This window comes from Actinomadura sp. NPDC048955 (assembly GCF_040649435.1).
Classification (GTDB): domain Bacteria; phylum Actinomycetota; class Actinomycetes; order Streptosporangiales; family Streptosporangiaceae; genus Spirillospora; species Spirillospora luteofluorescens.
On sequence record NZ_JBEZJI010000004.1, the window covers coordinates 244,113 to 264,040 of the forward strand.

General features: G+C 72.6%; 16 protein-coding genes. 8 read left to right on the plus strand and 8 right to left on the minus strand.

Features of this window, described 5'->3' with window-relative positions:
• Positions 1 to 109 precede the first annotated feature (109 nt).
• Complete coding sequence (locus tag AB0C84_RS06490) at positions 110 to 1,927, plus strand: M4 family metallopeptidase (protein WP_361061807.1); 1,818 nt, start codon at positions 110 to 112, stop codon at positions 1,925 to 1,927.
• Positions 1,928 to 2,017: 90 nt separating this feature from the next.
• Here AB0C84_RS06490 and AB0C84_RS06495 read toward each other — a convergent pair whose 3' ends face one another.
• Together AB0C84_RS06495 and arfB are read right to left on the minus strand one after the other, a co-directional pair.
• A complete protein-coding gene (locus AB0C84_RS06495) occupies positions 2,018 to 2,506 on the minus strand; it encodes an isochorismatase family protein (protein WP_179844423.1) in 489 nt (162 codons plus the stop codon).
• Between the two features lie 38 nt (positions 2,507 to 2,544).
• On the minus strand, positions 2,545 to 2,970 hold the full coding sequence (gene arfB / locus AB0C84_RS06500) for an alternative ribosome rescue aminoacyl-tRNA hydrolase ArfB (RefSeq protein WP_361061811.1): 426 nt from the start codon (positions 2,968 to 2,970) through the stop codon (positions 2,545 to 2,547).
• Between the two features lie 109 nt (positions 2,971 to 3,079).
• Here arfB and AB0C84_RS06505 point away from each other — a divergent pair, with 109 nt between their 5' ends.
• Positions 3,080 to 3,922 (plus strand): oxygenase MpaB family protein, encoded by an 843-nt coding sequence (locus AB0C84_RS06505; protein ID WP_361061814.1) that lies wholly within the window; start codon positions 3,080 to 3,082, stop codon positions 3,920 to 3,922.
• A gap of 154 nt (positions 3,923 to 4,076) precedes the next feature.
• Here the strand turns inward: AB0C84_RS06505 and AB0C84_RS06510 are convergent, their stop codons facing one another.
• From AB0C84_RS06510 to AB0C84_RS06530, 5 genes are all read right to left on the minus strand, one after another.
• Positions 4,077 to 4,943 carry a trypsin-like peptidase domain-containing protein gene (locus AB0C84_RS06510; RefSeq protein WP_361061817.1) on the minus strand — a complete coding sequence of 289 codons (867 nt, stop codon included), beginning with the start codon at positions 4,941 to 4,943 and terminating at the stop codon, positions 4,077 to 4,079.
• Positions 4,944 to 5,374: 431 nt separating this feature from the next.
• A complete protein-coding gene (locus AB0C84_RS06515) occupies positions 5,375 to 6,901 on the minus strand; it encodes an ATP-binding protein (RefSeq protein ID WP_361061820.1) in 1,527 nt (508 codons plus the stop codon).
• Entirely contained in the window at positions 6,901 to 7,629 is a 729-nt protein-coding gene (locus tag AB0C84_RS06520; protein WP_258940761.1) for a response regulator transcription factor, read from the minus strand. Before AB0C84_RS06520 ends, AB0C84_RS06515 begins: the two co-directional genes overlap by 1 nt.
• A 143-nt stretch (positions 7,630 to 7,772) precedes the next feature.
• The gene (def, locus tag AB0C84_RS06525; protein ID WP_258940760.1) at positions 7,773 to 8,300 is read right to left on the minus strand and encodes a peptide deformylase; all 528 of its coding nucleotides are present in this window, start codon (positions 8,298 to 8,300) and stop codon (positions 7,773 to 7,775) included.
• Positions 8,301 to 8,397: 97 nt separating this feature from the next.
• A complete protein-coding gene (locus tag AB0C84_RS06530) occupies positions 8,398 to 9,522 on the minus strand; it encodes a DivIVA domain-containing protein (protein WP_361061824.1) in 1,125 nt (374 codons plus the stop codon).
• A gap of 236 nt (positions 9,523 to 9,758) precedes the next feature.
• Here AB0C84_RS06530 and AB0C84_RS06535 point away from each other — a divergent pair, with 236 nt between their 5' ends.
• From AB0C84_RS06535 to AB0C84_RS06555, 5 genes are all read left to right on the plus strand, one after another.
• A complete protein-coding gene (locus tag AB0C84_RS06535; RefSeq protein WP_179844415.1) occupies positions 9,759 to 10,280 on the plus strand; it encodes a gamma carbonic anhydrase family protein in 522 nt (173 codons plus the stop codon).
• Positions 10,281 to 10,405: 125 nt separating this feature from the next.
• Positions 10,406 to 14,533 carry an AAA family ATPase gene (locus AB0C84_RS06540; RefSeq protein ID WP_361061827.1) on the plus strand — a complete coding sequence of 1,376 codons (4,128 nt, stop codon included), beginning with the start codon at positions 10,406 to 10,408 and terminating at the stop codon, positions 14,531 to 14,533.
• A gap of 234 nt (positions 14,534 to 14,767) precedes the next feature.
• Complete coding sequence (locus AB0C84_RS06545; RefSeq protein ID WP_218907727.1) at positions 14,768 to 14,959, plus strand: hypothetical protein; 192 nt, start codon at positions 14,768 to 14,770, stop codon at positions 14,957 to 14,959.
• A 322-nt stretch (positions 14,960 to 15,281) separates the two neighbouring features.
• Positions 15,282 to 15,899 carry a DUF47 family protein gene (locus AB0C84_RS06550; protein WP_179844413.1) on the plus strand — a complete coding sequence of 206 codons (618 nt, stop codon included), beginning with the start codon at positions 15,282 to 15,284 and terminating at the stop codon, positions 15,897 to 15,899.
• Between the two features lie 131 nt (positions 15,900 to 16,030).
• The gene (locus AB0C84_RS06555) at positions 16,031 to 17,056 is read left to right on the plus strand and encodes an inorganic phosphate transporter (protein WP_258940803.1); all 1,026 of its coding nucleotides are present in this window, start codon (positions 16,031 to 16,033) and stop codon (positions 17,054 to 17,056) included.
• 119 nt (positions 17,057 to 17,175) lie between these two features.
• On the opposite strand, the gene AB0C84_RS06560 is transcribed toward AB0C84_RS06555, so the two are convergent.
• Complete coding sequence (locus tag AB0C84_RS06560) at positions 17,176 to 18,855, minus strand: bifunctional metallophosphatase/5'-nucleotidase (RefSeq protein WP_361061832.1); 1,680 nt, start codon at positions 18,853 to 18,855, stop codon at positions 17,176 to 17,178.
• A 184-nt stretch (positions 18,856 to 19,039) separates the two neighbouring features.
• Between AB0C84_RS06560 and mshD the strand changes: the two genes are divergently transcribed.
• Complete coding sequence (gene mshD / locus AB0C84_RS06565) at positions 19,040 to 19,909, plus strand: mycothiol synthase (protein ID WP_361062001.1); 870 nt, start codon at positions 19,040 to 19,042, stop codon at positions 19,907 to 19,909.
• The last annotated feature ends 19 nt before the right edge of the window (positions 19,910 to 19,928 follow it).

Below are 19,928 nucleotides of genomic sequence, written 5' to 3' on the forward strand. Positions count from 1 at the left end.
TCGTTCCCGAGGCAACCCCCCACTCCGGAGTTCCGCGGCCCCACCGGGCCACCGGAGCGCTCCCCATCGGGCGTCCCCCGGGACGGCCGGCAGACAAGGAGTACCCCCCGTGAGATCCACGACCCCCGGACGCGCCCACAGGCGCGTCGCCCTGAGCACCACCCTGGTCACCGTCGCGGCCATGGCGGTGCTGAGCCTGCCGATGGGCCCGGCGTCGGCCGCACCCCCGCCGGCGCCGAAGGGCCACCCCGGCCAGATGCCGGCGAAGGTGAGCGCGCAGGAGTACAGGACGCTCGTAGGCCAGGCCAAGGCGCGGCAGGACGCGACCAGGACCGAGCTGAAGCTCGGCGAGAAGGTCGGCCTGAAGGTGAAGACCGTCGTCAAGGACCAGGACGGCACCACCCACACGCACTACGAGAGCACCTACGACGGACTGCCCGTCCTCGGCGGCGACCTCATCGTGCACCGGTCCAAGTCCGGTTCGATCGAGCGGGTCTCGCAGGCGCTCACCAAGCCGCTCCAGGTGGAGACCGCGCCGAAGACCCTGGTGCCCACCAAGCCGAACACGCCGAAGGCCGAGGGCAGCGTCGCGCCGCGCAAGGTCGTGTGGGTGGGCGAAGGCGGCGAGCCCATCCTCGCCTGGGAGACCGTGGTCGGCGGGACGCAGAAGGACGGCACGCCCAACCGGCTGCACGTCCTCACCGACGCCGTCTCCGGCATGAGGATCATCGAGTGGCAGGGCGTGCAGACCGGCACCGGCAGGAGCCAGTACTCCGGCACGGTCCAGCTGGGCACGAGCTCGTCCGGCGGCAGCTACGTCCTGCGCGACACCGGCCGGGGCAACCACGACACGACCAACCTGAACCGCGCCACCTCGGGGCGAGGCACGCTGTTCTCCGACGCCGACGACACCTGGGGCGACGGCACGGCGAGCAACAGCCAGACCGCCGCGGTCGACGCCGCCTACGGCGCCGGGGAGACCTGGGACTTCTACAAGACCGTCTTCGGCCGGTCGGGGATCCGCGGCGACGGCGTCGGCGCGTACTCGCGCGTCCACTACGGCACCAGCTACGTCAACGCGTTCTGGGACGACAGCTGCTTCTGCATGACGTACGGCGACGGCCAGGGCAACAGCAAGCCCCTGACCGAGCTGGACGTCGCGGGCCACGAGATGACGCACGGCGTCACGTCCAACACGGCCGGCCTGGTCTACCAGGGCGAGTCCGGCGGCCTGAACGAGGCGACGTCGGACATCATGGCCAGCGCCATGGAGTTCTGGGCGAACAACTCCAGCGACGTCGGCGACTACCTCATCGGCGAGAAGATCAACCTTCGCGGCGACGGCGCGCCGCTGCGGTACATGGACCGTCCCAGCAAGGACGGCTCCTCGCTGGACAGCTGGTCGCCGAACGCCGGGAACGTGGACGTCCACTACTCCTCGGGCATCGCGAACCACTTCTTCTACCTGCTGTCGGAGGGCAGCGGCACGAAGGTGATCAACGGCACCACGTACAACTCGTCGACCTCCGACGGCAAGCCCGTCACCGGCATCGGCCGGGAGAAGGCGGCGGCGATCTGGTACAAGGCGCTCACCGAGGAGATGCGCCCGACCACCGACTACGCCGACGCCCGCCGCTCCACCCTCGCGGCCGCGTCGAAGCTGTACGGGCAGTCCAGCGCCGAGTACGCCGCGACCGCGAACGCGTGGGCCGGCGTCAACGTCGGCAGCCGCGTCAGCGACCCGGGCCCCGGCGACCCCGGCCCCGGTGACCCGGGTGACCCGAGCGGCAGCTGGGCCGCGGGCACCGCCTACAACGCCGGCGACGTGGTGACCTACGACGGCGCGAGCTACCGCTGCCTCCAGGCCCACACCGCCCAGCCCGGCTGGACCCCGCCCAACGTCCCCGCCCTCTGGGAACGGGTCTGACCGACCCCGCGCGCCGCGGTGCTCCCCCCAAGCACCGCGGCGCCGCGCTCTACCTCGCGCCGCGCTATGACTTGCGTTGGGGTGCGGGGGTCAGAGGTAGGCGGTGGTGTTCTTGACGGTGCCGAACCTTGGGAAGGTGCGCCGTACGGCGAAGTCGTGTTCCTCGGCGGTGCGGTCGGACATCGCGTCCGCGACGAACTCCAGGTCGTAGCCGTGGTCGCTCGCGACCCGCGCGGTCGACTCCACGCCCATGCTCGTGACGAGCCCGCCGAAGACGAGCGTCCGCACTCCCCGCTCCCGCAGGCGTTCGTCCAGGTCGGTTTCGTGGAACGCGCCGATCGTCCGCTTCACGACGACGACGTCGCCGGGCTCCTCGAGTCCGGGCGCCAGCTCGCTGCCCGCCGGCTGCTCGGCGATGTTCGGACGCTCGACGCGCACGAGCACGACCGGCCGCCCCTGCGCGCGGAACGCGCCCGCGAGCGCGCGGCAGCGGTCGAGCACGTCCTCTCCGGAGTGGGGGGCGAGCGGCAGCGCCACGATGCGCGGCATGAGGTCGATGAGGACGAGCCCGGAAGACATGAAGATCATTTTAGGGCGGTCCCCGGGACGCCGTGGGGTCAGTCCCAGCGGGCGCTGCGCTGGCGCTTCACGCTGCTGCGGCGCTTCTTGTTCTCCAGCCGCCGCTCGTTGATGCCGCGGGGGACCTTCTTGGGGATGCGTTTCTTCGGGGGAGGGGCCGTCGCCTCGGCCAGGAGGGTCGCCAGGCGGGTGCGGGCGGCGTCCCGGTTGCGCTGCTGGGAGCGGTACTCCTCGGCGCGGATCGTCAGGACGCCGCGGACCAGGCGGCCGGACAGCCGCTCCAGGGCGCGGACGCGCAGCGGCTCGGGGAGGGACGGCGAGTTCGCGACGTCGAAGGAGAGCTCGGCGGCGGTGGCGCTGGTGTTGACGTGCTGCCCGCCCGGCCCCGACGAGCGGGAGAAGCGCCAGCCGAGCTCGGACTCCGGGATGGAGACCGAGCCACGGACGTGGATCTGAGCGGGCATGCCCCCCATTGTCGCAGGGAAGGATCGGTCCGGTCAGTTCAATATCGGCCCCTTCGCTCCCGTGCGCCCCACTGGCGACAACTGAAAGTACTTACTTACACTGGGCGCCATGACCGTGCTTGCCGATGAACGAGGACTCTTCCAGGACGGCGACCTCATCCGCGTCATCACGCGGGAGGGCGTGCTGATCGCCGCGGGCGGGGCCGCGTCGCTGCTCCAGACCGCGCATCCCAAGGTCGCGCAGGGCGTCTACGACCACAGCTACACCGCGGACGACCCGCTGCGCAGGCTGCGGAACACGATGGGGTGGCTCTACACGGTGCAGTTCGGGACGCGGGAGGAGGCCGAGACCTTCAGCGCCCTGGTCACCAGGGGGCACGCGGCCGTCACGGGCCCCGACTACGAGGCGAACGACCCGGAGTTGCAGGTGTGGGTCGCGTCCACGCTGTTCGCGGTGGCGGTGCAGTTCTACCAGCTGGTCTTCAGGCGGACGTTCACCGACGCGGAGCTGGAGGAGTTCTACCGGCAGACGAAGGTCTACGCGACGATCCTCGGCTGCCCGGAGGCGCGGATGCCGGAGACCTATCCGCGGTTCCGCGAGTACTACGCGGACATGCTGCGGAGCTTGGAGATCACCGACGCGTCGCGGGCCATCGCCGAGCAGGTGCTCAACCCGAGGCTGCCGGGCGGGCCGCTGCACGCGCCCGGACTGGCGGCGATCCGGCTGCTCACCGCGGGCCTGATGCCCGCGCCGATCCGCGAGCAGTACGGGTGGACGTGGGACGCGCGGCGGGAGCGCCGGTTCCGGCTGCTGGTCGGGGTGATCGCGCTCGTGTATCCGCGCCTCCCGCTGCGGGTCCGCACGCTGCCGCGCGAGTACTACCTGCTCACGACGCGGCGCATGCTGGCCAAGCTGAAGCGCCGCCCGGCGGTGAGGGTGCGGGGCCGGTAGGACGAGGTTGAGCGGCCGCGTGACTCACAGGCAGGTCACGCGGCCGCTCTCCTTTGCTCGGTCCCCCCGCCCGGCCCGGCCGGGAGGACCTACCGGCCCGGGTCGCCGTCCGCCGCCCGCTCCCCCCAGAGCCCTGGCCGGACGGCGTCCCGGGTCAGACCGATGCGCCGGCGATGATCGCGTCGGCGGCCTTCTTGGCGGAGTCGACGGGGATGGCGAAGCCGACCCCGATGTTCCCCGAGCTGCTCCCGGACGTGGCGATCGCGGTGTTGACGCCGATCACCTGGCCCGCGGCGTTCACCAGCGCGCCGCCGGAGTTGCCGGGGTTGATGGCGGCGTCGGTCTGGATCGCGTTCTTGATCACGGTCTGCTGCTGCCGCGACAGCCGCCCCTGGAGCCCCGGCGGGAGCTGCTGCTGGTCGCCGCCCTCCTGGATCTCGCGGCCCAGGGCGCTGACGATGCCGGACGTCACCGAGCCGTCCAGCCCGAGCGGGCTCCCCACGGCCAGGACCTCGTCCCCGACCGAAACGTTCCGGCTCGCGCCGAGCGTCGCGGGCTTGAGGCCCGACACCCCCTGCGCCTTGACCACGGCGATGTCCTCCGCCTTGTCGGCGCCGAGGACCTGCGCCGGCGCGGTCCTGCCGTCGCTGAACTTCACCGCGACCTGCTGGGCGCCCGACACCACGTGCGCGTTGGTGAGGATCACCCCGTCCGAGCGCAGGACCACGCCCGAGCCGCCCTCCGTGCCGGACGCCGTCTGCGCCTGGATCGACACCACGCTCGGCTGGACGGCGGCGGCGACCTGCGCGGTCGTGCTCTTGGAGCTGACCCCCGAGACGGCCGTCGGGCTCGCGTAGACGGTGCTCTCGTGGGTGAGCGCCAGCACCACGCCCGCGCCGGCACCGCCCGCCCCCAGGGCCAGCGCCATCGCGGCGCCCACCGCGGCGAGCTTGCGGCGCGTCGTGCCGAACGGGCCCGCGCCGGCCGTGCCGGGGCCGGACGGCCCCGGGCCGCCGAACATCCCCGGAGGGGACGGCGGCGCCGGCTGCTGGGGCGGCGGGACGTTCCCCGCCCACCGCGGATGAGGCTCGAAGCCGGGCCTGTCAGGTTCCCCGGGCCGTGCGTGTCCGCCGGGCTGTTCGTGGTGGCTCGGCTCTCCGGGTCTGCTGGGCTCCCAAGGCTGCTGCGGCCGGTCGGTGTTCATCGGATCCCCCTGTCGCTCTCTCACCATGAAGAGTGCGCCCCGGGTCTGCAGGCCGCCTGGAGCCAACCTGAAAGTGTGCTGAACGCCTACATGTCATGAAAAAGCGGCCGAAGGGGCGTCCCTTCGGCCGCGCGGACCGGCCGTTCCGAAGCTGGCCAGGGCGCGGCCTCCCGCTCCCCGTCGAGACCGGGGCGCGCCCTGTGGATCCATTGGAACCCACGATCCTGAACGTTCGCTGAATGCCGCCTCTAGTCTTCCGCCAAGGGCAGGACGACCGAGAACGTCGCGCCCTCGCCGGGCGTGGAGTCGGCCCGGACGACGCCCTCGTGGGCGGCGACGAGCGCGGCGACGATGGCGAGACCGAGACCGGCGCCGCCGTCGTCGCGGGAGCGGCCCTCGTCGGAGCGGTAGAAGCGCTCGAAGACCCGCTCCACCTGGTCGGGAGCAAGCCCGGGCCCCTGGTCGGCGACCGCGACGACCGCGGCCGGCTCGTCCCGCAGGGTGCCCGGCGACAGCCGCACCTCGACGGGCGTGCCCTCCGGGGTGTGCGTGATCGCGTTGGCGAGCAGGTTGCCGAGCACCTGCCGCAGGCGCGGCTCGTCCCCCCGCACCTGGTACGCCAGCCCTCCCTCGACGGTGAGGTCGATCGTGCGCTCAGGTGCCAGGACTCTCGCCTCCTGGACAGAGTCGGCGGCGACGGCGAGCAGGTCCACCGGGCGCCGCTCGATCGGGCGCTGGCGGTCCAGCCGGGCGAGCAGCAGAAGGTCCTCCACCAGCAGGCCCATCCGGGACGCGGTCTCCTCGATCCGGCCGATCAGCCGGTCCAGCTCCGCGGGGGAGCGGGCGGCGCCCTGCCGGTAGAACTCGGCGAACCCGCGGATCGCGGTCAGCGGGGTGCGCAGCTCGTGGCTGGCGTCCGCCACGAACCGCCGCATCCGCTCCTCCGAGCGCAGCGCCGTCTCCTCCGAGCGCCGTGCCGCCGCCTCCGACTCCGCGCGCGCCCCGAACGCCGCCTCGATCTGCCCGAGCATCGTGTTCAGCGACCGCCCGAGCCGGCCCATCTCCGTCCCCGGGTCCGCCTCCGGGACGCGCCGGGACAGGTCGCCCGCCGCGATCGCGCCCGCCGTCTCCTCCACCGCCGCCAGCGGCCGCAGGCTGGCCCGCACCACGCCCACGCCGACCACCGCCAGCACCGCGAGCACCGCCAGCCCGACGATCGCGTCGATCACCACCAGCCGCTGCACGGTCCGGTCGATCTCCTCCAGGCTGAACGCGAGCACGATCACCGCGCCGCCCGGGATCGGCTCGGCGAGGATCCGCCACGTCGACCCGCCGGTCCCGGTCACGGTGAACGGCCGGTCGACGTGCTCGTTCAGGTCGGCCGGCAGCCGCGGGTGGCCGGACTCGCTCCACGCCGGGTTCTGCCCGAGGGAGCGGCCGTCGGTGGTGCGGACCTGCCCGTACATCTCGCTCGGTATCCGCACCGTGATCCGCGTCTGCCCGCTCTGCAGCTGCGGGACGACCTGGTCGATCGCCCGCCCGACCGAACCGCGCAGCTGGTCGTCGGCCCGCCCGACGAGGTACTGGCGCAGCACGGACGCGCCCGCCGCGCTCATCACCAGCATGCCGAGCGTGACCAGGACGAGCATCCCGGCGATCATCTTGACGCGCAGCGACGTGCGGGCCCACAGCCGCGCGAGTCCGCCCGCGGGCGCCGCGCCGCCGGCGCCGCGCGCCGCGGGAGCCGCGGCGGCCGCCGGGGCCCGCTTCGCCATCAGCCCGTTCTCGACGGCTCGCGCAGCACGTAGCCGACGCCGCGCAGCGTGTGGATCAGCCGTGGCTCGGTGTTGTCGACCTTGCGGCGCAGCGCGGACACGTACGACTCGACGATGCCCGCGTCGCCGCGGAAGTCGTAGTTCCACACGTGGTCGAGGATCTGCGCCTTGGACACGACCCGCCCCGCGTTGGCCATGAAGTAGCGCAGCAGCTTGAACTCGGTCGGCGACAGCTGGACGGGCCTGCCGCCGCGCCACACCTCGTGGCTGTCCTCGTCCAGCTCGATGTCGGCGAACACCATGCGCGGCGGCGGCTCGGTCAGGCCGCCGCGGAACCGCCGCAGCACCGCCCGGATGCGGGCGATGACCTCCTCCAGGCTGAACGGCTTGGTGACGTAGTCGTCGCCGCCGATCGTCAGCCCCTTGATCCGGTCCTGGACGGCGTCCCGCGCGGTCAGGAACAGCACCGGGGTGTGGTCGCCGCCGGACCGCAGCCGCCGCGCGACGTCGAACCCGTCGATGTCGGGCAGCATCACGTCCAGCACGATCAGGTCGGGACGGTGCCGCCGCGCCGACCGGACCGCGTCCGCACCGTTGGTGGCGGTGATCACGTCGAAGCCGGTGAAGCGCAGGCTTCCGGCGAGAAGCTCCAGGATGTTGGGCTCGTCCTCGACGACGAGCAGCGTCGCCTCCGCCGCCCTGCCGCCGTTCGCCGTACGTTCGACCACTGGCACAGTCCCCCTCCACATCATCGCAGAGGTTGCCATCCCAACCTGAACGTCCCCTGAATGCGGGCCGAGAACAGGTTGAGCGCCCGCGCCGGAGCAGGCGGTTCCCACCGGACCGCGCTCGGGTCGTCCTCGCCGGGCGACTACTCGCGGAGCGCGCGGATCGCCCGCATCGCCTCGCGGCGGGCGTCCCCCGACAGCACGTCGATGTAGACCCGGCCCGCCAGGTGCCCGCATTCGTGCTGGAGGCAGCGGGCGAAGTAGCCGGTGCCCTCGACGCGGACGGGCCTGCCCTTCACGTCCACGCCCTCGACGACGGCGTGATGGTGGCGGGGGGTGTCGAAGCGCAGGCCGGGGACCGACAGGCAGCCCTCCGACTCGACCACCCGCTCGCCGTCGGCGGCGACGAGCGTCGGGTTGACGACGTGGCCGACGTGGCGGCGGCCCCGGTCGTCCTCGACGTCGTAGACGAAGATCTGCAGGGCGACGCCGATCTGGTTGCCCGCGAGGCCCGCGCCGTCCTCCTCGTACATGGTGGCGAACATGTCGTCGACGAGGCGCTCCAGGGACGCGTCGAACGTCCGGACCGGGTCGCACTCGGTGCGCAGGACCGGGTCCCCGAGAAGCCTCACCGGGCGGGCGGTTCCGCGCGGATGGGTCCGTGTGCTCACGAACAAGATCCTATATAACGCCAGATCCCCGTAAACGCCGCGGGCGGTGCGCCCGGCCTGCTCAGGGCCCGGCGCACCGCCCGCGGCGGCGTGCTGTCTACAACTCGATGGGGCCGCGCTGCTGCGGCGGGATGGGGGTGGTCGCGGGGCCGCCGGAGTCCTCGTCCGGGCGGGCGGGCTTGGCCTGCGGCGGGACCTGCGGCGCGGGGGCGTCGGAGGCCGGGGACGGCTCGGGCTTCTTGACCGGCGGCGCCGTCTGCGGCGGGCTCGCCTGCGGCGGGGCCGTCGGCGCGGGGCTCGCCTGCGCGGGCTTCGGCTGTGCGGGGCTCGCTTGTGCCGGCTTCGCCTGCGCGGGGCTTGCCTGGGCAGGGCCTGCCTGGGCCGGGCTCGCCTGTGCCGGAGCGGCGGGGGCGGCGGGCTTGGCCGGGGCGGGCTTGGCGGGGGCCGGGGCCGGCTTGGCTCCCGTCGCGGGCGCGGGCTGCGCCTGCGGGGCCTGCTTGGCCTGGGTGCGGGGAGCGGGGCTCTGCCGGACGGCGTCCTCGACCATCTTCTCCAGCGGGCCGGCCTCGTTCTCGGCGGTCAGCAGCCGGTGCAGCGTGTCGCTGATCTCGGTGAGGCGCTGGAGGGCCTGGGTGTGGTTCTTGGTGAGCGCGGTGAGCCGCTGGGTCGCGCCCTCGTTGATCACACTGGCGCGGCGCTCGGACGCGGTGAGGGTGCGCTCGGCCTCCAGCCGGGCGCTGGTCACCGTCTGCTCGGCCTCCTGCTTGGCGGACGACAGGACGCTGTCGGACTCCTTCTTGGCGGCGGCGAGAGCGTGGTCGGCCTTCTCCTGCGCCTGGGCGAGGTTCCGGTCGGCGTGGGCGCGGGCCTCGTCGATGACCCGCTTCGACTCGTGCTCGGCGTCCTTGCGGATCTCCTCGCCCTTGGCCTCGGCCTCGGCCAGCTTCTCCTGGGCCTCGTCCTCGGCCAGGTTGATGATCTGCCGGAGCCGGTCGCTCAGGTCGTCGCCGGTCGGCTTGCGGGCCTCCCGGACCTCGGCCATCTCGCGGCGGATCCGCTCGACCTCGTCCTGTGCGCGGGCGAGCCGCGCCTCTAGTTCACGGTGCTTCTGCTGGGCGCGGGCGATGTAGTCGTCGACCTGGCGGCGGTTGTAGCCGCGCATGACGATCTCGAAGGACTCTTCTTGGAGGAGGTTCGGCAGGATTTCGGCTTCGTTGCTCATGATGCCTTGGGGGTCGTTGGCGGGGGTCGGCGCCCCGTCAGGGTCGGTTGAGTTGCGATCCTCACCCGCCGGTGAGCGGCCCACGGTGGGAAACGTCAGGACGACTCTTGTCCGGTCCACCCTATTCGCGCAACCGGAACGCACTTCTCGCTGCCGTTTCGTCACACGGACGTGCGCGACAAACTATCCAATCTACGGATAAATCGCTCCACCCAGGGGCGGCTACCATCGGCGCCATGAGCTACCTGGGAGCGTTGGGCGAGGACAGGCCGGAGATCGACCCCACGGCGTGGGTGGCGCCCGGCGCGGTCGTGGTCGGACGGGTGACGCTGGGCCGCGCGTCCAGCGTCTGGTACGGCTCGGTGCTGCGCGGCGACGACGAGGAGATCATCGTCGGCGAGGAGTGCAACATCCAGGACCTCAGCTGCATGCATTCGGACCCGGGCATGCCCGCCGTCCTGGAGGACCGGGTCAGCCTCGGCCACAAGGCGATGGTGCACGGCGCCCACGTCGAGACCGGCTCGCTCATCGGGATCGGCGCCATCGTCCTGAACGGCGCCCGCATCGGCTCCGGAACGCTCATCGCGGCCGGCGCGCTCGTCCCGCCGGGCAAGAAGATCCCGTCCGGCGTGCTGGTCGCGGGCACCCCCGGCAAGATCGTCCGGGAGCTCACCGACGACGACCGCGCCGTCCTGCGGTACACGCCCGAGGTCTACATGCAGAAGGCCGAACGGCACCGCGCCGCCGAGTGGGCCTGAACACCCCAACGGTGCTTCGTCCTTGCCTGGTCCGGCCGTTTCCCTCCCTCTCATAATTCTTTGACCTGCGGAAACGCGAGGAAACGGCCGCTGGGGGGAACCTCGGCCGGATTCTGCTGACTACGATGACCATCGTGGTGTGGGGACCGGGCTATGGCAGCGCTCCGCCGCCCAGCCCCCAGGCGGGGCACGATCCGTTCACGGAGGCGGAGCGCGACACGAGGGCGATGGTGGCCGCCGCGTGGTGGCCGTCGGCGCCTCCGCAGCAGCGCCATCACGCCATCGCCGGCCGCATGCTCGTCCTGCCGGACGGGACGTGGTGGCTGTTCGGCGCGTGGGCCCGCTGGTACCGGCTGCACCCCTCCGACGGGCAGTGGTACCTGTGCCCGCCGCCGCGCATCCCCTCCGTCCGGATGGCCGCGAGGCCCGCACAGCAGGGGGCCGGGCAGGTCCCGGCGCTGCCGCCGCACGTCATCCCGGCCGGGCCCGACTTCTCCTACGACCCGCCGTCCGGGCTGCCCTTCGTCGCGCACGGGTTCGCGACGGAGCTGACCTCGCGAGTCCGCTCGACCGTCGAGTCCGCCGCGACGCTGGCCGCGCCCGACTACCCGCACTGGTGGCGGGAGTTCACGAGCGAGACGCCGTCCACCGTCGCGGTCGCCTGGGGCGTGATGCTGTGGTGCTCCGCCGCGCCCGCGTTCGACTCGCGGCTGGACGCCCAGATGCTCGACCTGTGGAAGCCCTACCGCGCGAGGCCCCTCCCCGACGTGGACGGTCCGCGCTGGCTCACCCCGCCCGCCCTGGAGACGCTGGTCGCGCTCTACGCCGAGCGGCTGCGCGCCAGCCGGGTGGACGCCGCGGTGGTCGTCCTGCGGACGATGTGGGCCGTCGCCAGCGCGCTCCGCGACGACGTCCGGTTCCAGGTGAGGGCGGACGCGCTTCTCGCCATCCTCGGCACGACCCTGTCCAACCCGACCGTCGACTACGGGGCGCTGCCCTACGGCGACCAGGCGATCGTCCAGCAGTGGCTGACGCGGTGCCCGCCCAACCTGGTGCCCGCGCTGCGGAACGAGAGCTCGCCCGGTGACAACTTCCGGCACGCCTTCTACACGCTCAGCGAGCTGATAGCCGACCTGTCGGGCGACCCCGCCGAACCGGCCTACATCGAGCCCCGGCTCGTGGCCGCCGCGCTGCTCGCCTCCGATCTGGACGTCGTCCGCAAGGACATGGTGGGCACGATCGTGCCCTGGCTCGACCCGGAGATCCGCTACACCGTGCAGGCGGTGTCGCAGCAGAAGGGGCATCCGCTGCGGCGGCTGTGGCCGCAGGACATGCGGCTCCCGGAGCCGCTGCGGTCGGCCGCCGGATCGGGTCCGGGCGCCGAGTCGCTGCTGGCCGCCATGTACGAGGTCGACCTGGCGTGGTGCCGGCTCGGCGGCATGCCCGCCCGACCGCGCGGCTTCCCCGTCCCGACCGCGGTCGTCGCCGGGATCATCGGACGCAACCGGGCCCGCGCCACGGCCGCCGCGCCGACGACCACGCCGCCGCCCAACCCGGCCGCGCCGCAGCCGTCCCCGTTCAACATGCCGAGCCAGCCCGGCATCGCCCCCGGCGCGTCGCCGCAGGAGGCGTCCGGGGCGAACTTCGCGCCGTCCGAGCCCGACCGCCCGTTCGTCCAGCCTCCCGCGCAGCCCGGCTGGGAGAACGCGCCCGGCCCGGCCGCCGGTCATGCCCAGGGGCCCGTGCCCGGTCAGGGCCAGCAGGCCGCGTTCGCCTCCCCGCCGGCCCCGGGGTTCGCGTCCCCGGAACCGATGATGGGCGGCCACTCGCCCGCCGAGGACGACAAGGACGACGGCAACGTGGCGCCGCCGTACACCGAGCTGGGGTTCCAGCGTCCCGGTGCCGCGCCGCCCGCGCCCTTGCAGAATCCAGCGCCCATGCAGAATCCGGCGCCGCCCGCGCCCATGCAGAGCCCGGCGCCGCCCCCGCCGGTGCCGGGCCCGCCGTCGCCACCGCCTTCGCCCCCGGTCCAGCCCGCCGCGCCCGAGCCGGTCCAGGCGAGCCATACGCCCGCGCCCCCGCAGGAGCTCGGCGGCTTCTCCCCACCCGAGGAGGAGCAGGACGAGAACTTCGTGCCGCCGTACACGGTGCTGGGATACCAGCCGGCGGGCTCCGCTCCGCCGCCCCAGCCGAACGTCCAGCCGGGCCCGGCGAACCCCGCGCCGCCCGCGCCCGACCCGCAGCCGCAGCCGCAGCAGCAGCCGTTCAACCCGTACGCGACGCGCGTGGAGGGCCAGGGCGGGCCTCCGCAGCAGAACCGGCCGGGTCAGCCAAGCCCGCCGAGCCAGCAGGGTCAGCCAGGCCAGCCGCCGGGGACGCGCATCCTCGGCCCGGGCGACCTCGAAGACGCCCCGCCCGGACCCGTGCCTCCCGCCCCCGGCGGCGGGCCGGGGACGAAGGTCATGTCCGGCACGATGGTCGGCGGCTTCGACTTCCTGGACGACACGCCGTCGCCCGACCAGCCCGTCCACGAGATCCCGCCGCCGAGCGACCGCAGCACCCGCCGCGTGCTGGAGCGGTTCGGGTTCGGCTTCGTGTACGGCGAGCACGACGCGGCCGTGCTCCTCGGCGACCTGAAGGCGCAGGCCGAGGAGTGGAGGGCCCCGTCGGGCGACGACGTCGAGCGCACCCGCGTGGACGGCGCGCCCAGCTCGATCAGGTCCGGTGTCCCCGGCGTGCTGCTGGTCGGCGCCCCGCACTCGGGCCAGCGGCGGCTCGCCCGGATGATCGCGCTGACGCTGGCCAACGCGGGGCTCGGCGACGGGTCGATCCGCGCGCACGACGCCGAGGACGTACGCAACGCCCCGCCGGAGGGGCTCGGGCGGCTGCTCGGCCAGCCGGGCCCGGTGATCCTCTTCGAGCGGCTGGACGTGGCCGTCGCCGGCGCGTCCGACCCGGCCGCGCTGGTCGGCGCGGTGCGCCGCGCCCGCCGCGACCCGGTGAACACCACACCGGTGATCGCGACCTGCGAGCCGCGCGCCTACAAGCGGCTGCTGCAGGACCATCCGAAGCTCGTGCAGGCGTTCCGCGTCCACCGGCTGCCCGACTTCGGCGACCTCGACAACCGGATGACGCTGCTGCACCTGCTGGCGGAGGAGCGGCGCGTCACGATCGGCGCGGCGGCCCTGGAGGTCGTCCGCGCCGACCTGGAGCGGCTGCGCGGACCGGGCGACCTGGTCAACGCGCGGCTCGTCGAGGCGTACCTGGACCAGGCGGCCCAGCGGAACATGGAGCGCGCCGGGGCGTCCCACGACCGGCTCGTGCTCACCCCGGACGATCTCGCGGGCGTCGCCGAGGGCATCGAGCCGGCGCTGCGCCCGCCGGGCGACATCGACGGGTACCTGCACCGGCTCGACCAGCTCACCGGCCTGGAGGACGTCAAGGCGGCCGTGGCGGAGCTGGTCGAGGAGGCGGGGCTCGCGGCCGACCGGGCCCGGTACGGGGTGTCCGGCGACGACGCGCGGCACCTGGTCTTCACGGGGCCGCCCGGCACCGGCAAGACGACCGTCGCCGGCCTCGTCGGCGGCGTCTACGCGGCGCTCGGGCTGCTGAACTCCGGCCACGTGGTCGCCTGCCGCCCCGTCCACCTGGCGGGTCGTGACCGGGTCGACACCGAGAACCGGGTGGCGGGCATGATCGAGCAGGCGCTCGGCGGCGTCCTGCTCATCCAGGAGGCGTACCTGCTCGACCGGTCTCCCGCCGTGGTGGGGGAGCTGCTGCGCCACATGAAGCGGGGCGCGGAGGGCCAGGGCAGGGCCCGGTTCATGGTGGTCTGCTCCAGCCCGGCGGCGGAGATGGAGGGCTTCCTCGCGGGCAACCCCGCGTTCCGCGCCGAGTTCGGGCGGACCCTGGAGTTCACCGGGATGGGCGACCGCGACATGGTCCAGCTCTTCCAGAGCTATGCCGAACGCGACCTCTACATGCTGGACGAGGAGCTGCGCGTCGAGCTGCTCAACCGGTTCTCGCGGCTGCGGGACGACCCGCAGTTCGCCTACGCGCGGACGGTCCGCGCGCTGTTCGACCAGACGGTGGCGCGGCAGGCGGCCCGGCTCGCGGGGGCCGACGTCAACGCCGCGACCGTGGCCCGGCTGACGGTCCGCGACCTGCCAGAATCGCCGCTGGAGCAGATGCTCGGAGGTTTCCACCAGGGGACGCAGCCGGGGTTCCGGCCCGGGTTCCCGCAGGAGCGGTGACCGGTCCGTTCGTCCCATGGGCAATGGGTCATAGGCATCAGATCGGCACCACCTGGGAAGGCTAGCCAGTCCGGGGCGCGGCTCCCGAAACCGGTGTGCGCGGCCGTGCGGCGGCGCATGCGGACCTCCCCCGGACGGGCAGGGCCGAGGTGGCCCTCGAATGGCCCTCTTGGGTCATGTGCCCGTCGCGACGAGACGCGTAGCCTCGACGACGGGTGTGGGGAACGAACGGAGGTGGACGCGGTGCGCCAGAACCTTGATCTGCGCGTCCACGACCGCGTTGCGCTGGATGAGATCGAACTCTATGCCGAGATGCTCGGTGCGGTGGCGGACGCGGAGCGGCCGCTGACCATCGCCGAGATCGACTTGGTACTCGGAGTGCGGTCCGGCGACGCAGGTCGACGTGAGCTGACGCCACGAGATTGAGCACCGTTACCGGGGACGCCGTTTCGGGGCGTCCCCGGTTCGTCATTTCAGCCCCGCCGTAGCTCGCCGCCCAGGTCGCGGCACTGTAACGAATCTCACTCATGATCACCCCTGTCGGTGCGCTCAGACCCCCGGAACGGCCCGAAACGGCGGACGTTCCTCCAGATAGGGGGCTTCTCGCGGGGTATGTACCTCCTGATCTAGGGCAACCTTGTAGGTGAGAGGATGGCGGACAGCAGCCGAAGCCGGGGCAAAGGTTCTTTTTACGGCTGGTTGCGCCTACGATCCTCAGCGGACTGTTCCGGCACATCAGGAGAACGACGTGCGCTTGCGTCTCACGCCGCGTGAGGACAGCTTCTACGACATGTTCGCCGACTCGGCGAACAACCTGGTCACCGGCGCCAGGCTGCTCGTGGAACTCATCAGCGACGGCGCCGACCGGGCGGCGATCGCGGAGAAGATGCGCGCCTGCGAACACGCAGGCGACGAAAACACCCATGCGATCATGCGACGGTTGAACGAAACGTTCATCACGCCCTTCGACCGTGAGGACATCTACCGGCTGGCCTCCACGATCGACGACGTCATGGACGAGATGGAGGAGGCCGCGGACCTCGTCGTCCTCTACAAGATCGACGAGTTCCCCAAGGGCATCGTCCACATGGTCGAGGTCCTGGAGCGCGCCGCCGAACTGACCGCCGAGGCCATGCCCCGGCTGCGGTCGATGAAGGAGCTCAACGAGTACTGGATCGAGATCAACCGGCTGGAGAACCAGGGCGACCAGGTCTACCGCAAGCTGCTGGCCCAGCTGTTCAGCGGTGAGTACGACACCCTGACCGTGCTGAAGCTCAAGCAGATCATCGACCGGCTGGAGGACGCCGCCGACGCCTTCGAGCACGTGGCGAACACGGTCGAGACCATCGCGGTCAAGGAATCATGAGCGCTGCCGAGGACCCCGGCGCCACCCTCACCAAGGAGTCCCCGGCCACCGCCGAGACGCTGGGCGAGCAGGCGACCCGCCGGGTGAGCGGTCGCGCCTGGCTGCTCCTGCTCGCCGGCGTGCTGGTGGTCATGGTCGCGGGCGCGCTCGGGCTCCGCTCGGGCGCGCAGACGGCGGTGCTGATCCTCGTCGTCGTGGTGGCCCTGGTGTTCGACTACACCAACGGGTTCCACGACGCGGCCAACGCGATCGCCACGGCGGTCTCGACCCGGGCGCTCACTCCGCGGGTGGCGCTCGGCATGGCCGCCGCGATGAACATGATCGGTGCCCTGCTCGGCGTCGGCGTCGCCAAGACGATCAGCGAGGTGATCACGCCGCCGACCGGCCTGCACGGCCTCACCGTCGTCGCAGCGGGGGTACTGGGCGCGATCACCTGGAACCTGATCACCTGGTACTTCGGGCTGCCGTCGTCGTCCTCGCACGCGCTGATCGGCGGGGTCGTCGGCGCCGGGCTGGCCTCGCTGTCGGAGGTCAACTGGACCAGCGTCATCGACAAGGTCGCGGTGCCGATGGTGCTGTCCCCGGTGGTCGGGTTCTGTCTCGCCTACCTGGTCATGGTCGCGATCCTGTGGATCTTCCGGCGGTCCAACCCGAGCAGGGTCGGCCGCCGGTTCCGCATCGCGCAGACGATGTCCGCGGCGTCCCTCGCGCTCGGCCACGGGCTGCAGGACGCCCAGAAGACGATGGGCATCATCGTCCTCGCGCTGGTCACGACCGGGCACTCGGACGGCAAGTCCGTGCCCTGGTGGGTGATCATCGCGTGTGCGGGCGCGCTGTCGGCCGGGACCTACGCGGGCGGCTGGCGCATCATGCGCACGCTGGGCCGCAAGGTGATCGAGGTCGATCCGCCGAAGGGGTTCGCCGCCGAAGCGACCGCCTCGGTCGTCCTGTACGCGACCGCCTTCATCTGGCACGCTCCAATCTCCACCACCCACACGATCACCTCGGCGATCATGGGGTCGGGCGCCACCAAGCGGCTCTCCGCGGTCCGCTGGGGCGTCGCCGGCAACATCCTCGTCGCGTGGGTGCTCACGATGCCCGCCGCCGCGGCGGTCGCGGCCGTCGTCTACTACGTCGTCCACTTCTTCGGCGCGTGATCTCGGGGGCCAACCCCTGATCTCGACGCCGGGCCGACATGCGCGTGGCCCGTGCGCCGGACGCCCCGAGGCGTCCCGGCACACGGGCCACGCCCGTGCTCACCGTCCAGAGACGGTGCTCACTGGCCCGAGATGCGGTTAAGCGCGGGCGGGGAGATCGTCCCCTGGGCGGCGAAGTAGGCGACGAACGCGTCCAGGTCGATGGCGCCGAGGACCTGGTCCTTGCCCTCGGTGAAGACGGAGAAGCCGTCACCGCCGCCGAGGAGGAAGTTGTTCGCCGCGACCTTGTAGACGGCGGACGGGTCGACCGGAGCCCCGTCGATCGTGATCGCCGAGACGCGGTCGCCGACCGGCCTGCCGCGGTCGATGGCGAAGTGCAGGTTCGCCGACGGCTGGAGGATCTTCTCGCCCGCGGCCGTCCACTGCTGCTCCAGGAGCGCGTCGATCTGCGCGCCGGTCAGCGACGTCACGCCCATCACGTTGCTGAACGGCTGCACCGCGAACGCCTCGCCGTAGGTGACGACCCCGTCGCCCTCCGAGCCGCTCGCCTTGTAGACGAGATCGGTGCGGACGCCGCCCGGGTTCATCAGCGCGACCTGGGCGCCGAGGTCCTTGGTCCCGGCGAGCTGGCCGTCGGCGATGACGTCGCCGAGCGCGGTCTCGCCCGCGGCGGACGGGGCGCGGGTCAGATCAGCGGTGATCTTGCCGATGGGCTTGTCGGCGATCACGGAGACCCGGTCCTTCCAGGTCTGCACGAACGTCTGCGTCGCCGGGTCCGGCGGGACGTCCCGCGTCACGACGTGGTTGTCGGCGTTGACCGAGGACCGGACGATGTCGCCGGTCCGCCGGTCCACCTTGAGGTTCACCTCGGTGATGACGCGGCCGAAGGAGGAGCCGGAGGAGAACAGCCGCGCGTGGCCCGCCGGGTCCTTGACCGAGCACACGTACTGCTGGTGTGTGTGCCCCGACAGCACCATGTCGATCTCGGGGTCGGCCTGCTGGGCGATGCGCGTCCCGGCGCCCGGCACGACGCCGCACTCGTCCGGCCGCTCGCCCGACTTGACCTGGTCGCCCTCGTGCACGAGGACGACCATCGCGCGGACGTGCCGGCGCTTCAGCTCGCGCGCGGCCCGGTTCGCGGCCTCCACCTCGTCCTGGAACCTCAGGTCCTTGATGCCCTCGGCCGTGACGATGTTCGGGGTGGTCTTGGTGACGAGCCCGATGAAGCCGATCCGGACGCCGTTGACGCGGCGGATCGTCCACGGCTTGATCGCGGGCCTGTCGTTCTTCTTCAGCAGGACGTTCGCACCGAGGTAGTCGTACTTCGCGCCAGGCCACGTGCCCGCGGGGGAGCAGCCGTCGACGGGGTGGCAGCCGCCGTTCTGGATGCGCCGCAGCTCCTGGTAGCCCTCGTCGAACTCGTGGTTGCCGACCGCCGACGCCGTGACGCCGACGTCGCCGAGGAACTGCACGGACGGCTCGTCGTGGTAGGCGGCCGAGATCAGCGGCGAGGCGCCGATCAGGTCGCCCTGCGCGACGGTGAGGGTGTCGCGGTTGCGCAGCTGCTTGAGGTGGGCGGCGGCGTAGGCGGCTCCACCGGCGGGGACGGCGTTGCCGTTCTCGTCGATGGCCGTCCCCGAGCTTCCGGACGGGGGTTCGAGGTTGCCGTGGAAGTCGTTCAGCGCGAGGAGCCGCACGGACGCGGTCGGCGCGGGGCGCGCGGCGGCGGGCTGCGCGGTCACGCCCACGACCGTCAGCCCAGCCGCGGCGCAGGCCAGAAAGGTGCGTCGTCGAATCATTCTGAGGAAGCTAGAGTCACCCGGCATACGGAACCCGGCGACCCGATGACGTTTCCATGACGAATTGACCAGGACAACACCGTGATCAGGGACGTGCTCAAGGCGGCGCGGTTTCGGTCATGGGGCGGGTGGGCGTTCGCTTGGTGGGTGGTGGTGGCGGCATAGGGTGTGGATCGTGAGTGAGCTGCGGGCGCGCGGGACGCTGGGGGACGCCGAGGTGGCCGGGGCGCTGGATCTGGCGGCGGCCGCGAGCGAGGCCGACGGGGTGGGGCCGCTGTCCGAGCACGCTCTGCTGGCCCTGCGGGGCGGCCGGTCCGGGCTCGCGGTGACCGACGGCGGGGCCGTCGTCGCCTACGCCCACTTCGATCCGGCTTCCGCGGAGGAGCCCGCGGCGGGCGAGTTGGTCGTCCATCCAAAGCACCGGCGCCAGGGGCACGGACGTGCGCTGCTGCGCGCCCTGCGAGACGAGGCCGGCGGGCCGCTGCGGGTGTGGGCGCACGGGGATCTCCCGGCCGCCGCCGCGCTCGCGTCCGCCGAGGAGATGGAACGTGCCCGCGCGCTGTTCCAGATGCGGCGTCCGGCGGCCGATCCGCTGCCCGAGACGCGCGTCACCGAGGGCGTGACGATCCGCGCCTTCGAGCCGGGCCGGGACGAGGCCGCCTGGCTGGAGGTGAACGCCCGCGCGTTCGCCGACCATCCGGAGCAGGGCGCCTGGACGATCGACGACGTCCGCGAGCGCGAGGCCGAGGACTGGTTCGACCCGGCCGGTTTCTTCCTCGCCGAGCGGGACGGGCGGCTCGCCGGCTTCCACTGGACGAAGGTGCACCCCGGCGGCGTCGGCGAGGTCTACGTCGTGGGCGTCGACCCGTCCGCGCAGGGCCTCGGACTCGGCCGCACGCTCACCCTGCGCGGCCTCCACCACCTGCGCGACATCGGCATGGACCAGATCATGCTGTACGTGGACGAGTCGAACGCCGCAGCCGTCCGCCTCTACGAGTCCCTGGGCTTCACCCGCCACGCCGTCGACGTCATGTACGCCACCACCACCACATAAGCCCACCACCGCATAAGCA